Genomic DNA, 13,992 nt, shown 5'->3' on the forward strand with positions numbered 1-13,992 from the left:
GAAACGGGACGTATGGACGAGATCGATCTCGAGGAACTCGCGGCATCGCTGACGCTGCGCGAGGAGAACCAGGCGATCAAGAGCTACCAGAACACGGTCGCGGTCGCCTGCCCGGCCTGTGACGAGCAGTTCGACGACCTCGTCGTCTGCAAGGAGAACCCGACGAGTCTGAACCTCTCGAAACAGCTGGACCTCTGTGTCGGCTCGGCCGACGGCAAGGGCGTCATCTTCACCCACAAAAAATAGCGATCCGACACGTCGACCGCTCCGTCGTCGCTCGAGTCGGGACCGCCGTTCATACGGTCTACTGTAAGTCATTGCCGCTGGGACCGCGACCGTCCTGCGGTCCCACCGGTACATCGTTACAGTAAACCGTATCAGACCGAGGGCAGATCGCGATTCCATCCGGGGTCGTGGCCGGTCTGCTCGATGAGATCGGACCGACACGCCGGACAGTAGTCGGGGGTGGCGGATTTGCCTCGAGGGACGTACACCGCGTTGCCGCATTCCACGCACGCGTCCGCGACGATGGTTACACAGTCCGCACAGACGTTGAAGTCGTCGACCGTGAGGTCGCGCAGGGGTTCGAGTTGTTTATCCAGGAGATACTCGTCGATGACCGCCTGACAGCTGTGACACGGTTTCATAGCGATGCTTGTAGGCCCATGTTACCATGGCGTAAATACTTGTCTCCGTGAGCGACGGCCGCACCGTCGCGTCCGCTCTCTCCGGACGGCCGAATCGCTGGAATACGGACGAGTACGTCGGACTGGCGTCCGATTCCGACGGCGAGTCGTGGCGGCGGGTCTTTCGGAAGTGTTATCCCCGAGTCGGGACTACGAGTGGTTGTAATGGCAAACGGTAAGGTTGACTTCTTCAACGACACGGGCGGCTACGGTTTTATTTCGACTGACAGCGACGAGGTAGACGACGACGAGGACGTGTTCTTCCACATGGAAGACGTCGGCGGTCCGGACCTCGAAGAGGGACAGGAAGTCGAGTTCGACATCGAATCATCCCCCAAGGGACCCCGCGCGACGAACCTCGTCCGCAAGTAATACCGACCGCCCGCTGTCGCTCATCGCGACGAACGGCGATCGCGTTTTTTCACAGCGCTACACACGATAGCGATAGTAGCCGCTGAAACGAGTTACACACTGATCGCAACGCTGTCGTGCGATCAGGTATGCAATGACTTTCAGCGGCTACGATACTGCCACCGCCCCGTTCCGGGCAGAGTCCCTCCGTCTCCCAACGGCTTGCTCTCCGCTCTCTCCCCCTACGGTCGGTCGACGCTTCGGAGAGACCGCCGTCAGTTTACGGACTCGCGCTCGTCTCCGCTCGCTTCGATACCCCGCTTCCACCGGTAGTAGAGCGACCGCGTGGTTCGATCAGCGTCTCGAGCCACGAGGACGGTTGTCCCGTGCAGTTCCGAAAGCGTCTGCTGAACCGATTCGAAGACTAACTGTTCCAATCGGGATCGCTGCTCCGGGGCCCCTATCGATGTCAGATCGTGTGTCTTCGCTTCCCGTACGATCTCGTCGGCCGTCTCGGGGGCCTCTCTAAGTTCCACTTCGGACGTCACGTCGGAGCCAAGGACGTATTCGGCGAATTTCAGTAGCTCTGTCCCCTCAGCCGCCGTCTGGGCGGGTGCATCAGGGGGAATCACGTGGAGGACGGTGACTGACGCATCGACAGCGCGTGCCAGCGCGCGTGCTGCTTCCGCAGCGAGGGCGGCGTGTGGGCCCCCTCCGACGGGCAACAGTATCGAGTCGATCGGCGTCGCTTCGGCTTCCGCGAGCGAAGCGACAGTGTGGTCCTCGACGTCCGGGACGTACAGCGGGGTCTCTTCCCCTCGCACGCTCGGCGTTTCGACGAACACGTCACACTCGGCGTCAGCCAGGTTCGAATCAATCCTCCCCACGCTGCGTCGCCCGTCCGCACCGAACCCGGTGTCCCGGAGCAACAGAACCGCCGTTTCACTCCCGTCATCGATGACGGCACGAATCCCGTCCGTGGCATCGCTCACGACCCGAACGACCGGCCGAATCGGGACGCTCGGCTCGAGGTCTCGAGCCCGCTCAGCTATTCGGGCGACGTGCTTGCGTCGCTTTTCGACGGTCTCAGGTACTTCCGCGTCGGAGTCGGCCGATCGTTCCCGTCGGAGATACCGTCGAACCGTCTCGAGTGACGCGTCGTTCGGCACGGTCTCGAGGCCGAGCAACAGTACCCGGCCGTCGTTGTCCGCTGCGAGTGCAACTGCTGTCCGGAGGAGCCGCCGGACGTTGCTCCGCGTCTCGGTATCGAGCAATACGTCGGTCACGGGGACGACGACGGTATACTCCGGCGTCCGGATGAGCGGTCCGCTACGGAGGGACGAATCCACATCCGAATCGACGGACTGGCGTGGGACGGTGATGCGAACGGCCGTTCGCTCGGAACCGTCGACCATGGTTACGACCCCGTGAACGCATCCGTGACCCGGTTCGTTGCCCCGTTTCTTGCGAAGATCGTGACAACGTCATCCGCTCGGATCTCGGTCTCTCCCTGTGGAATGACCAGGTCGTCGTCCCGTACGATAGCCACGATAATCGTCTCTTCGGGCAGCAGGCCGTCCCTGTCAGCATCGATCAGGCTGCGGCCGTCGATCGGCGCGCCCGCATCGACCGTGACTTCGAAGATTTCCGCTCCACCCGCTATCGGCATAAAGTCCTGGATCGCGGGGTGTTGGACCGCGCGATAGAGATACTGGCCGTTGAGTCGGTGGGGACTCTCGACGATACTCACACCGAGGTCCTCGAACAGTTCCATGTGGGCGGGGTCGTTGATCGAACTCACGAGCGTCTCGACCCCGTACTGCTTGCCGAACATGGTAATCATGAGATTGACCGAATCGCTCTCCGTTGTCGAAATGAGCGCGTCCGCCTCTTCGATGCCGGCTTCGAGCAGGATCTCTTTCGATGCCGCATCCGCATTGAGGACCAGACAGTCGTAGGTCGTACTCACTGCTTCGGCTAGTTCCGTATCGCGTTCGATGACGACCACCTCGTGGTCGTCCCGCGTTGCGAGGTCGATGACAGTGTTTCCGGTGCGGCCCGCGCCGATGATGATTACGTACATTGTGATGGTGTCTGACGGCGATAGTCGACGAGCGATACGACCGAGGGATCACGACCGGTCGGCGGGCCGGGCACGTCGAGGACGGGCGTACTGGATTCGGTCCGGTTGAACATCCACGTCACCTCCTGAAGAGACTGTTAAGCAGGACGAGGACGGGGATGATCTCGAGGCGCCCCATCCACATCTGACCGATGAACAGTAGCTCCGCGATAACCGGCATGTCCGGGCCAGTGATCCCCGACGAGAGTCCGACGGTACCCTGTGCAGTCGCCACTTCGAAGATCCCGTCGGCGAGCGTGAAGTCCGATGGGAGAACCGCCAACAGCACGAACAGCGAGACGGCCAGTACGATGAGATAGATGAACGCAAAGGTCGTTGCGGCCCGTATCTCGTCGTTGGCTTCATCGGCCGTAACTCTCCGTTGTCCGATGCGGAGATCATCGATCGCGTGCTTCGGGAGGAACACGCGGGATATCTCCCACCGAATCCCACGCGCGATGATGTGGCCGCGGATGATTTTGATTCCGCCGACCGTCGCACCTGCGGACCCGCCGAGCAACATGGCACCGAGGACGATGACCATGACTGCGCCGCCGTTCCAGTCGCCGATCGCGGACGTCTGCCAGCCGGTGGTCGTCTGGGCACTGATAAACTGGAAGAGCCCGTCACGGAGCGCCTGACTCGTCACCACGTTACCGAGGTACGCTATCGGATCTCCGGTATAGGGAACGCCGACCCAGCGAGCGAGGAACGCTGTCAGCCCGACCACACCGACGATGAACATTGCACAGAGTCCCCTGACCTGCGGATCTCGAGTGAACTCCCGGACGTCACGCTCGGAAAGCACCCCGTAGTAGACCGGGATCGAGATCGCGCCGGTAATCATCGCGGGGATGTGGACGAGTTCCATCGCGTAGGAATCGTAGCCGGCGATGGAGTCGTCGAGCGTGCTGAACCCGCCGGTGGACTGCCCGGTCATCGCGTGATTGATCGCGTCGAAGATCGTATTCTCGATGCCGTAATTCGGGGCGATGAGGAACGTCGCCGCTGCGAGGTACACGGCGACCAGAGCGGTAACACCGACGTAAATTTTCCAGATCGCACGCGCCGTACCGGCGATACTGGGCCGTAACTTCTCGTTTCGTCCTTCCGACTGATAGAGCGAGATGCCTGCGACCCCGTGGGGCTGTCTGAGAATCGCCAACGAGAGGACGATCATCCCCGCGCCACCGATCCACTGCATCTGTGACCGATACCAGAGGAACCCGTGCCCGACCGAGGGTTCATGCACGCTCATCGTCAGCCCCGTCGTCGTATACCCGCTCATACTCTCGAAGAAGGCATGGAGAGGGTTCCGAAAGTAGCGGAGACTCGAGCGGTAACTCTCCCCCGCCGGGACGAACGATTCGAGTACGGCCGGTGGCGTGATGTGGGCGGCAACGATGAACGGGAGGGCACCGAACGCCGCAGTGACGAACCACCCGAGCGCCGCAACGATCATCGCGTGATGGCGTTTCGGTTCGGGAGCGTCTTCGCATATTTTATACACGGTTGCGCCACCGAGGGCGGTTATCATCCCCGCAATCAGAAACGCAACTGCGCTATACCATTCCTGATAGAGGAGCGATACGAGTAGCGGTACAGACATCAGTCCCCCGATGAGGACCTGGAGGGCACCGATGTCCCTACTGACCGTTTTCGATGCAGCCACGAACCCGGAGCGACCGACTGTCGAATGTGACATGTGAGTTACACCAATTGGTCTTCGTAATGGCCGAAGATGTCCGTGAGTTCTGGATCAGCGCCGGTCGCGGAATAGACCGTCAGCAGGTCGTTCGCCCGGATTCGGGTGTCTCCTCGTGGCGTCTGTGGCTGGTCTTCGCCCTCCCGTTCGATAGCGACGATCAGGGTATCGTCCGGTAGGAGCTGCCCCTCGCCTGCTTCAGTGAGGGTCTTGCCGGCGATCGGTGCCTCCGCTGTGACCCTGATTTCGAAGACTTCCGCCTCCTCCCCGATTCGCATGTAATCGACGATAGCCGGCCTGGCCACCGCCCGATAGAGGGAGCCCGCGATGAGCTGTTGCGGGTTTTCGATCGTGTTCACCCCCGCCTGACGGAAGAGGTTCATGTGGCTCGTATCGTGAACCACGGACGTGATCGCGGGAACGCCAAACTCCTTTGCGAGTAAACAGACCATGACGTTCGTTGCGTCCCAGTCCGTCGTCGAGATGACTGCATCCGCTCGGTCGGCACCGGCTTCACTCAGCGTTTCTTTTATCGTCGCATCCGCATTCAGCACCAGGCAGTCGTACGTGCCGGCGATCTCGTCGGCTTTCGCTCCGTCTTTCTCGATCACTACGACCTCGTTTCCGGAGCGAGTAGCGATGTCGATCAGTGGCGATCCGATATCTCCCGCTCCGACGATGATTATATACATATGTGTGTTGTCTTATATTTTAGCAGCTAGTCTCGAGCGTTCCGTCTGATCTCACTTGCGCTTCGCTCACCGTTCGGCCGGGGGAGAACGAGAACGGGGATATCACTGTCTTCGATGAGGTTGTGAGAGACGTCTCCGGTCAACAGTTTCCGCCAGCGACTGCCCCCTCGTGGTGTGAACGCGATCGCACTCGCGTCACTGTCGTGAGCCGCGTCGATGATGGCCGTCGCAATGTCGGTTCCGTAGCGAAGATCCGTTTCAATCGATATTCGGGAATCGTCGAACTCGTCGGAAACGATGGCGAAGACGTCTTCCGCATACCGCTTGCGTTGCTCAACCGACGCCTTATCCGGTGCGCCACTACTCTTCTCGATAACGTGGACGACGATTACGGTACGATCCGTCCCCGCAACGTGCGGGCGGAGTGCGGTAGCGGTCGCTGTCGCGTCGTCGCGGTTTGCGATCGGAACGACGATCCGTCGGAAAAGTGGCTCAGTCATCTCGGTCCCCCTCGACTCCGCCGTAGACTCTTCCGAGGTAGTGCCACCGGTACGTTCCCCCTTCGTCGTTGATGTGGGGTTCCCACCTGACACGGTAGGCGAACGGTCCTCGTGCCTCGCCCGTCTCGTCCGGGCGTTCGACGACGACGTTCGTGTATGCGTCGTACTCCGCTATGCGAACGAGTTCTTCCCCGTTTCGTGCTTCGATTGTATCAGTGAGGGGCGGCTGCTCTCGGAGGCATCGTTGCGCGTAGTTGATTATCTCCCTGAGCTGACTATCACTGCTGTCTTCGAGGACAGCAGCGATCTCTTCGGGGACGGTCTCCGGGGGATCGGCATCAGTCGTTGTCATACTTTGAGTTGGATCTCCGCCGTTTCCGTTCGGCTACGGACTACGACGGCCGGTCATGCGGTCCGCGAACGATACGTTAGCTGTCACGACACGTTCCTGCTCTGATCCAAATTTCTCCCACACCATAAATATGCCTGGTTCTATTTCGGTATAGCGAATCTAAAGCCAGGAAAATTTTTGTATGCGGAAATAGTGGCACCAGTATGATCGGTAGCAAGTGTCGGATCGCGTCAGACTCCGACCCCGCCGACTCCGATTCACCCGCCCGACAACGACGCGGACGGGTCGTCGTTACGAATCGGTTGAATCGCTTCACTCAAACGGAGACGAATACCGCGTGTGCGGGTCTGCGGGAGTTTCGGCGCCAGCATCGCTGGACGAACGCGGGAGTTCAGAGAAGACATTTATGAGCCCTGAACGTAGTTTCCCTATGACCCAGCGCGTCGATGAAATCGACAAACGCATCCTCTATTATTTGGCACTGGATGCACGGAACACGGCAACATCGGATATCGCCGAAGAAATGGAGGTGACGCCGGCAACGATCCGAAACCGGATCGCACAACTCGAGGAGCAGGGGATCCTTCGCGGGTATCTCGCTGATATCGATTACAAGTCCATCGACGGGTACGTCACCTATCATTTCAGGTGTACGGCCCCCATTCCGGATCGTGCCCGGCTGGCCCAGTCGGCCCTGGAAATTTCGGGCGTCATAACGGTCCAGGAGTTGATGGCCGGATCCGCGAACTTGGGGATCACGGTCGTCGGAGCGGACACGAACGAGATTAACAAAATCGCGGGCGAACTCTCCGATCTCGGGTTGGAGATCGAAGACGAGAGCGTTATCGAAGGCGAGTATCACACGCCGTACAACCCGTTCGGCCCGGAAAACGTGCCCAAGGGACCGTCGTTAACCGACTTCATGAGTCTGGCCGGAGACGCGGAAGTCGTCGAATTTACCGTCTCGGAAGGGGCCGAGATCGCGGACACGACTATCGAAGAGGCGGTCGATGAAGAACTGCTGGCCGACGAAATGCTCGTCGTCGGGATCGAACGGGACGGAGACGTCCTCACGCCGAAAGGCGAGACCGTTATTCAAACGGGCGACGTCGTCTCCCTCTTCTCGAAGGCCCCGTTGGAAACGGACTCTCTGGAAGTGTTCGGGACGCAGTGAAATCCGGACCGAGTGCGGAGCGGACGCTTCGGAGTCGAACGGTCGTCCGGCCCCACCGTCGGGACCAAAGTGACTTCGGCCGGCAGCCCCAAGGGAGACTATGAGCGACGACGCCGCGGACCCACTCGCGGTCGACGACCTCGTCGAGTACTGTCGTACGCAGGCCGGCCTGCTCTCGGGCAGCGTCGAGACGATGGCCGCGGAAGCCGACGACCTCCTCGACGAGATCGACGCCGAGATGGCCGAGATCCGCTCGCGCCTCGAGGCCCTGCCCGACGAGGTACCGGCGACCGAAACCCCCTCGACCGCCGATGTCCCCGACGCCGGCGAGGTCGACGTCGCGGCGATCGAGGAGTTACAGGCGGAACTCGAGGAGAAACAGCTCCTCGTCGAGGCCAAACAGGCACGGATGCAGGCGTTTCAGGATCTGGCGGCCGACTATACCGATCTTGCCGAGGAGTTGGCTACGGATGTCGAGGACGGCCAGACGGCCCTGACCCGGGTCATCGAGTTCGAGGCCGACGCCGACGCGCCGGCCTACTTCGACGAGCGGGAGACGATGCTCGAGACGGCCGCCGCGTCGGCCGATTCGGCCGCCGAGTAGCGGTTCGGAAACGGATGGCTGCGGCGTCCCAGACCGCCGGATACCGGTTCGGCCGACTGCTCTCGTTCCCGACGACAGTCGGTGAAACCGACCGGAACGTTGATTATGGTATCTGTTGTCGTGGCCCACATGACAATCGACTATAGCGATCGCGAGACGTCGTACGAACTCTATCGGAAGGGCAAACGGGAGGGGACGTGGGACCCCGACGAGTACGACCTCGAGCGGGATCGGGAGGACTGGGCGTCGTTCACCGAGGCGGAACAACACCGGTTCCTCGCGACGTGTTCGGGCTTCTACGACGGCGAGGAGGACGTCACCCGGACGCTCGCGCCGTACATGATGGCGCTGGACGCCCTGCCCAACGAGGAGATGCCCTTCGACACCGTCCAAGAGGAGATGTACCTGGCCCAGCAGGTCTACGAGGAGGCCAAACACACCGACCTCTTCAGCCGGTACTTCAAGGAGGTCTTCGGCACGCAGGAGACGGCCCCCTACCGCGAGGGCGGCTATCAGGAGCAGGGGTACAGCACGGACGACCTCTACGACACCGCGGACGACCTCCTCGCGGCGATCAACGGCGGTGACCGGACCGAACTCGTCTACACCCTCGGGGAAGCCTACCTGAACTACATGGGGATCGTCGAGGCGCAACTCGCCCGCGGCGGCTACCTCAGCTTCGATCAGATGATCGAACTGAAAGCCGAGGCAATGGGACGGGACATCGTCCTCGAGTCGTTCCAGGAAGCCATCGGCAAAGTCCGACAGGACGAGACCCGCCACATCGAGAACGGCCGCTGGGTCTTACAGCAGTTGGCCGTGGCCGAACCGGACATCGTCACCGACGTCTACGAGCCCCGCATCGAGGAGTACGTCGAGAATCGACTGCTCGCCGACCCGATCTACGACGAGCAGCCCTTCGACGGCTACGACCAGCAACAGATCGGCAAACAGCTCGCCCAGTACCTGCAAGACACCGTCGACTACATCGGTGCCGATCGGTTCGAGCGGTACGGCGACGTTAGATCCGCCCTCGAGGAGCGACAGGCCGCCGACTGACTTCCGCCGGTCCGGTTTCGCGAATCGCTACAGTGCCTCGAGCAGCGTCCGCGTCGGCCGCGCTGTTGAACGCGTGGATCGACGCCCGGATCGCGTCGGGCGTCGATAGCGGTCGGGCGACGATCCCCCGCTCGGTGACGCCGGCCCCACAGTTACAGTAGACGCTCGACTCGAGGACGGGCACCGCCTCGCGTAACTCGATCGGATCCATCGGCCGACCGTTCGTGCCGTCCCGTGTTCGCTCTGGCGGCCTCCCCGACGGTCGAGCGGGCCTTCTCGTATCGGGAAATCGAGGACTCGACGTCAGCTGTCGATTTCTCCCCCGTCTCGACCCGCCTGAAACCTCTCTTTTCGGTCGAATCAATCCGGTATTCGATTCGCCACTTAAACACCCACGATATATCGGGAACGATCAATTCGCTTACCACTGCTCGAGAATCGTCGATGCCCCTGTACGTATATCCCCGATACGACCACGTGAGGAGAAGACCAATGACCCAATCCAATCTCACCCGACGACGGGCGATGCAGGCGATCGGAGCGACCGGCGCGTTGGCAGTCGCCGGCTGCCTCGGTGGCGACACGCAGACCGACAGCGGCAACGGCGACCAGTCGGCGGCTGAGGACGAGGGGCTGCCAGCGGCCAAAGCCGTCGACGTCGACCGCATCGCGCGGGACCCGACCGACATTCCGGACCCGGTCGACTGGAACGAGCCCCGCGAACACGACGTCACGATCCGGACCGAGCGGGTCACGGCCGAGATCGAGCCCGGGGTCACCTTCGACTACATGACCTTCGAGGGGCAGGTTCCCGGGCCGATGCTCCGAGTGCGCCGCGGCGACCGGGTGAACCTCACCTTCGACGTCCCCGACGACCTGAACGTGGCCGCTCACAACATGGACTTCCACGCGGTCTACGGCCCCGGCGGCGGTGCCGACGCGACCACGATCGCGCCCGGCGACGACCCCACCCAGATCAGCTTCACCGCCGATTACGCCGGCGTGTTCATCTACCACTGTGCGATCCCGAACATGGACCAGCACATCAGTAGCGGTATGTTCGGCTCGATCCTCGTCGAACCCGAGGACGGCCTCCCCGAGGTCGACAACGAGTTCTACCTCGGCCAGCACGAGATCTACACGGACGGCGACCTCGGCGAGGAAGGCCACCACGGCTTCGACTTCGACGCCATGCTCAAGGAAGAGCCCACCTACGTCGTGTTCAACGGCCAGGCCTACGGCTTCACCCCCGACGGCGGTGTCCCCATGGAGGCCAACACCGGCGAAACTGCGCGGGTGTACTTCGCCAACGGTGGCCCGAACCTGCTGAGTTCGTGGCACGCGATCGGCAACGTCTGGAGTCGCTTCTACCGCGACGGCGACCTCCTGACCGACCCCGATCTGAACGTCGAGACCGCTCCCGTCGCACCCGGCACCACCGCTGCGGCCGAAATGGAGTTCCCCGTCCCCGGCCCCGTCAAGATCGTCGACCACGCCCTGACTCGTGCCGCCCGCCGCGGCGCTCTCGGCGTCGTCGACGTCACCGGCGAGCCCACCCGCGACATCTACGACGAGGACCCGTGAGCGGAGACTCGGCCGCTGATTCCTTTCTCGCCGCCTCGGAATTTGTTTGACCGCGTCTGGACCGACGGCCGTCGCCTCGAGCGGGGCGACCGCGGTCGCCGAACCGACTCGTCACTGGTCGGTACGTCAGACGCTGGGGCAGACGACCCGCGGTCGCCCGCGACGGCTTCCCGAGCGGCGGAAACAGGGATACATACTTATACTGGCGCGGCTGTCACGTTCATCCGATGGTGTTCGCCCCTATTTCGTCGATCACGTTCGATGCCAGCGATCCGGCCACGACGGTCGCGATCGGACGGCTGTTCGCGTACCTCTCGATGGGCGTCGCAGCTGTCGTATTGCTCTATTATGCTATTATCTACGTGCGAGAGGTGCTGGCCGTCGAAGCCACCACCGAACAGTGGTATCTGTTGATCGGCATCGGCGCGGCGATCGTCTACGCCGTCTCAGGCGTCGCCTCGCTGTTGCTCGAGCCCGAGTGGATCGGCCGGTTCGTCGACGGCGCGATCCTCTTTTTCTTCCTCTTTATCGCGTTGGCGATCCGTGCGATGTACCACGACCAGCCGGCTGCGGGCGACCGGTCCCGGCTGTTGCCGGCGTGGGCGGATTACGTCGTCATCGCCGGCTTCGTCGCCGCGTGGTGGGGGGCCTTCCTCGCACAGACCGCCTCGACCCGGCTGGTGGTCGCGGTCGGCTGGATCGTCACCTCCGCGTGGGCGGTGTTGTACGGCGTCCGCGCCGTGCGGGTCCACGAGGGGACGACATTCGCCGCCCTGACGCGACACCTGCTGCCGGCGATCGTCTGTGTCACTGCCGTCGTCTTCGTCGATCTGGTGACGAACCACCTCGCAGGCTACGGGGCACTCGCCGACGCCGCGTGGCTCGTCGGGACCTCGCTGGTCGCCGCGTTCCTGTTCAACACCGCCGTGGCAATCCGCCAGCAGGGCGGCGAACTCGAGCGGATGTACGACTGGACGACCTGGCGCGAACAGTCGCTGGACGACGGGTCGTTCGAGTGACGCTGTCGGCCGGTGCGAACGCAACGACTAGAGTTCGCCCCGCAGGACGACCTCGTTGTCGACGCGGCGAAGCATGTCCTCGGTAACGACGTAGTCCTCGTCGTCTTCGCCCTCCCAGCCGACCGAGGCGAGGACCTGTTCGGTCAGACTGGGATCGGGATCGACGTACGCGCTGCCGTTCTCGACTTTCGCGACGATGCCCAGTTCCTTCCCTTCGACGTCGACGACGGTCTTGCCGACCGCGTCGTCGGTCAGTGGTGCTGTCACGGGGAGCGGATACGAGGGGGATCGGGGTAAACGACCGGCCGTCCCGTGCCGGCGGGGGACGGCCGCAGGCGAGAACCGGCCAGAACCCGGTCGGTTTCGGCTGTGTGCCCCCGGACTATTTGCCGCTGGGTGCAGACCGTACGGCTGACGGAACGCGGACCGGCCGCACCACACGTACCCATGACACAGACACTCGAGATCGGCGACGATCTGGCGGAGCGACTCGAAAGCCACTGCGAGGAGGGCCAATCGCCCGAGGAACTCATCGAGGAACTGGTCTCGATGTACGAGACCGAGGGAGCGTTCTTACAGGAGGGCTACTCCGAGTAACGGAGATGGGCCTCGAGTACCCCTTCTTCCTGGTCAATTTCAAGACCGCCGAGGGGACGGCCGGCGACGACGGCCTCGCGTTCGCGGAGACGATCGACCGCGTCGCCGACGAAACGGGGCGTCGGTTCGCCGTCGCTCCGCAGCCCCCCGACCTCCGGCGCGTCGCCGAGCGAACCGACCTGCTCGTCGTCGCGCAGGCGGGTACCCCACGGGCGGAGTGTGGCGTGGGCGACCTCTCCCTCGAGGCGGTCGCGGCCGCGGGGGCCGACGCCGTCTACGTCTCGCATCCCGAGAACGAGGTCGCGTTCACGGCCCTCGAGCGTGCGGTGGACCGGTGTCGCGAACTGGGCCTCGACTCGATCGTCGCCGTCGAGAGCCGGGCGACGACCCGGATGGCGCTGGCCGCCGGGCCGGACTGTCTGCTCTTCGAGCGGCCGGCCGATATCGGCAGCGACGCGGGGCTGATCCGGAGCGACCCCGAGCGGATCGCGGCGTTCGTCGAGACGGTCGCCGACGAACGCCCGGCGACGAGGACGTTCGTCGGCGGCGGGGTCCGCACCGCCGCGGACGTCGCCCGCGCGTTCGAGTGTGGCGTCGACGCGACGGGGGCCGCCTCCGCGGCCCTCAAGGCCGCGGATCGGGAGTCGTGGCTGCGATCGATCGCGACGGCCGTCCCACCGGCCGGATCGGCTGAGTGACTGCAGCCTGAGTCGATTCGCTCGCGGCAACTCGGTTTGCGGGACAGTCAGTCGTCACTAGGTGTGAGGGAGCCTGACACTCAAGTGGGTGGTCGGCGTACGGTCCGGTATGCACCAACTGGTCGCGCTCGATGACTCGGAACCGGGGTGGGCGGCCCTCGAGTTCGCCTGCCGGGAGCATCCCGACGACGACCTCACCGTCGTCCACGCGGTCGATCCGACCGATAGCGGCTACGGCGAGATGGCACATCTGGGCCCGGAGGGACTGCTCGAGCGCCAGCGGGAGGCCGCCGAGGAGTTGCTCGTAGAGGCCGAAGAGCGCGCGGTCGAGTACGACTGTGCGCTCGAAACGGAGACGATCGTCGGCCAACCGGCCGAGACGATCGTCGACTTCGCCGTCGAGAACGGCGTCGACCGGATCGTCGTCGGGAGTCACGGCCGGACCGGGTTCTCGCGGGTACTGCTCGGCAGCGTCGCCGAACGGATCGCCCGACAGGCGCCCGTCCCCGTGACGATCGTTCGGTAGCGACCCGTCGTTTCGTGTATTCGCCTTTCGGTTTCTGCATCCGACTGTCTGCAGATGTCCAAGAGCGTCCGCCTCTCCGGGGACGCGTACGAACCCCTCGAGGCGCACAAACGGGCGGACGAGACCGTCTCCGAGGTATGGGTCTCGAGGCGTGCGTAGACGACCGCCTCGAGCGGCGTCTCGTCGTGGACGGCCTCGAAGAACTCTCTGTTCTATGGCAACTATGCCCACGGCGTTACGTTCGAGACGGCAATTCGTTCCGCCGGACCTGTTCGATTGGCGGAGTATCTCCCGGTATCGATGCTGTACGACCGGTCTATCGG

The 13,992-nt window shown here is 63.1% G+C and carries 19 protein-coding genes; 10 read left to right on the plus strand and 9 right to left on the minus strand.

The window, feature by feature from the left end; all coding sequences use genetic code 11:
- Positions 1-12 precede the first annotated feature (12 nt).
- Positions 13-246 carry a DUF7385 family protein gene (locus NP511_RS13220; RefSeq protein WP_006647780.1) on the plus strand — a complete coding sequence of 78 codons (234 nt, stop codon included), beginning with the start codon at positions 13-15 and terminating at the stop codon, positions 244-246.
- A 131-nt stretch (positions 247-377) separates the two neighbouring features.
- Here the strand turns inward: NP511_RS13220 and NP511_RS13225 are convergent, their stop codons facing one another.
- Entirely contained in the window at positions 378-647 is a 270-nt protein-coding gene (locus tag NP511_RS13225; protein ID WP_049965871.1) for a DUF7571 family protein, read from the minus strand.
- A 204-nt stretch (positions 648-851) separates the two neighbouring features.
- Here NP511_RS13225 and NP511_RS13230 point away from each other — a divergent pair, with 204 nt between their 5' ends.
- Entirely contained in the window at positions 852-1,058 is a 207-nt protein-coding gene (locus NP511_RS13230; protein WP_006180818.1) for a cold-shock protein, read from the plus strand.
- A 254-nt stretch (positions 1,059-1,312) separates the two neighbouring features.
- Here the strand turns inward: NP511_RS13230 and NP511_RS13235 are convergent, their stop codons facing one another.
- The 6 genes from NP511_RS13235 to NP511_RS13260 all read right to left on the minus strand — a co-directional run bounded on the left by NP511_RS13235 (position 1,313) and on the right by NP511_RS13260 (position 6,408).
- A complete protein-coding gene (locus NP511_RS13235) occupies positions 1,313-2,452 on the minus strand; it encodes a universal stress protein (protein ID WP_049965873.1) in 1,140 nt (379 codons plus the stop codon).
- A 2-nt stretch (positions 2,453-2,454) separates the two neighbouring features.
- Positions 2,455-3,120: a potassium channel family protein gene (locus tag NP511_RS13240; protein WP_049965874.1), complete on the minus strand. Its 666-nt coding sequence runs from the start codon at positions 3,118-3,120 to the stop codon at positions 2,455-2,457.
- A gap of 118 nt (positions 3,121-3,238) precedes the next feature.
- The gene (locus tag NP511_RS13245) at positions 3,239-4,768 is read right to left on the minus strand and encodes a TrkH family potassium uptake protein (protein WP_049966888.1); all 1,530 of its coding nucleotides are present in this window, start codon (positions 4,766-4,768) and stop codon (positions 3,239-3,241) included.
- Between the two features lie 101 nt (positions 4,769-4,869).
- Positions 4,870-5,556: a potassium channel family protein gene (locus NP511_RS13250; RefSeq protein ID WP_049965876.1), complete on the minus strand. Its 687-nt coding sequence runs from the start codon at positions 5,554-5,556 to the stop codon at positions 4,870-4,872.
- Positions 5,557-5,582: 26 nt separating this feature from the next.
- Positions 5,583-6,056: a universal stress protein gene (locus tag NP511_RS13255; protein WP_049965877.1), complete on the minus strand. Its 474-nt coding sequence runs from the start codon at positions 6,054-6,056 to the stop codon at positions 5,583-5,585.
- A complete protein-coding gene (locus NP511_RS13260; RefSeq protein ID WP_049965878.1) occupies positions 6,049-6,408 on the minus strand; it encodes a hypothetical protein in 360 nt (119 codons plus the stop codon). The genes NP511_RS13255 and NP511_RS13260 overlap by 8 nt, the downstream gene beginning before the upstream one ends.
- 430 nt (positions 6,409-6,838) lie before the next feature.
- Here NP511_RS13260 and NP511_RS13265 point away from each other — a divergent pair, with 430 nt between their 5' ends.
- From NP511_RS13265 to NP511_RS13275, 3 genes are all read left to right on the plus strand, one after another.
- The gene (locus tag NP511_RS13265; RefSeq protein WP_049965879.1) at positions 6,839-7,582 is read left to right on the plus strand and encodes an Lrp/AsnC family transcriptional regulator; all 744 of its coding nucleotides are present in this window, start codon (positions 6,839-6,841) and stop codon (positions 7,580-7,582) included.
- Positions 7,583-7,682: 100 nt separating this feature from the next.
- The gene (locus NP511_RS13270; RefSeq protein ID WP_049965880.1) at positions 7,683-8,186 is read left to right on the plus strand and encodes a hypothetical protein; all 504 of its coding nucleotides are present in this window, start codon (positions 7,683-7,685) and stop codon (positions 8,184-8,186) included.
- A gap of 129 nt (positions 8,187-8,315) precedes the next feature.
- Positions 8,316-9,245, plus strand: a complete 930-nt coding sequence (locus NP511_RS13275) for a ferritin family protein (RefSeq protein WP_049965881.1) — start codon at positions 8,316-8,318, stop codon at positions 9,243-9,245.
- Here the strand turns inward: NP511_RS13275 and NP511_RS13280 are convergent.
- Entirely contained in the window at positions 9,208-9,456 is a 249-nt protein-coding gene (locus NP511_RS13280; protein WP_049965882.1) for a hypothetical protein, read from the minus strand. The genes NP511_RS13275 and NP511_RS13280 overlap by 38 nt on opposite strands.
- Before the next feature lie 314 nt (positions 9,457-9,770).
- On the opposite strand from NP511_RS13280, the gene nirK reads away from it, so the two are divergent.
- Both nirK and NP511_RS13290 read left to right on the plus strand, forming a co-directional pair.
- Positions 9,771-10,829: a copper-containing nitrite reductase gene (gene nirK, locus NP511_RS13285; protein ID WP_211249123.1), complete on the plus strand. Its 1,059-nt coding sequence runs from the start codon at positions 9,771-9,773 to the stop codon at positions 10,827-10,829.
- Between the two features lie 227 nt (positions 10,830-11,056).
- Positions 11,057-11,848, plus strand: a complete 792-nt coding sequence (locus NP511_RS13290; RefSeq protein ID WP_049965884.1) for a hypothetical protein — start codon at positions 11,057-11,059, stop codon at positions 11,846-11,848.
- A 27-nt stretch (positions 11,849-11,875) separates the two neighbouring features.
- On the opposite strand, the gene NP511_RS13295 is transcribed toward NP511_RS13290, so the two are convergent.
- Positions 11,876-12,115 carry a hypothetical protein gene (locus tag NP511_RS13295; RefSeq protein WP_006647775.1) on the minus strand — a complete coding sequence of 80 codons (240 nt, stop codon included), beginning with the start codon at positions 12,113-12,115 and terminating at the stop codon, positions 11,876-11,878.
- A 180-nt stretch (positions 12,116-12,295) separates the two neighbouring features.
- On the opposite strand from NP511_RS13295, the gene NP511_RS13300 reads away from it, so the two are divergent.
- The 3 genes from NP511_RS13300 (at position 12,296) to NP511_RS13310 (ending at position 13,669) form a co-directional block, all read left to right on the plus strand.
- Positions 12,296-12,445, plus strand: a complete 150-nt coding sequence (locus tag NP511_RS13300) for a DUF7557 family protein (protein WP_162834895.1) — start codon at positions 12,296-12,298, stop codon at positions 12,443-12,445.
- 5 nt (positions 12,446-12,450) lie between these two features.
- Positions 12,451-13,143, plus strand: a complete 693-nt coding sequence (locus NP511_RS13305) for a triose-phosphate isomerase (protein WP_049965885.1) — start codon at positions 12,451-12,453, stop codon at positions 13,141-13,143.
- A 109-nt stretch (positions 13,144-13,252) separates the two neighbouring features.
- Positions 13,253-13,669 carry a universal stress protein gene (locus NP511_RS13310; protein WP_049965886.1) on the plus strand — a complete coding sequence of 139 codons (417 nt, stop codon included), beginning with the start codon at positions 13,253-13,255 and terminating at the stop codon, positions 13,667-13,669.
- Positions 13,670-13,992 lie beyond the last annotated feature (323 nt).

Source organism: Natrinema thermotolerans (genome assembly GCF_031165565.1).
Lineage (GTDB): Archaea > Halobacteriota > Halobacteria > Halobacteriales > Natrialbaceae > Natrinema > Natrinema thermotolerans.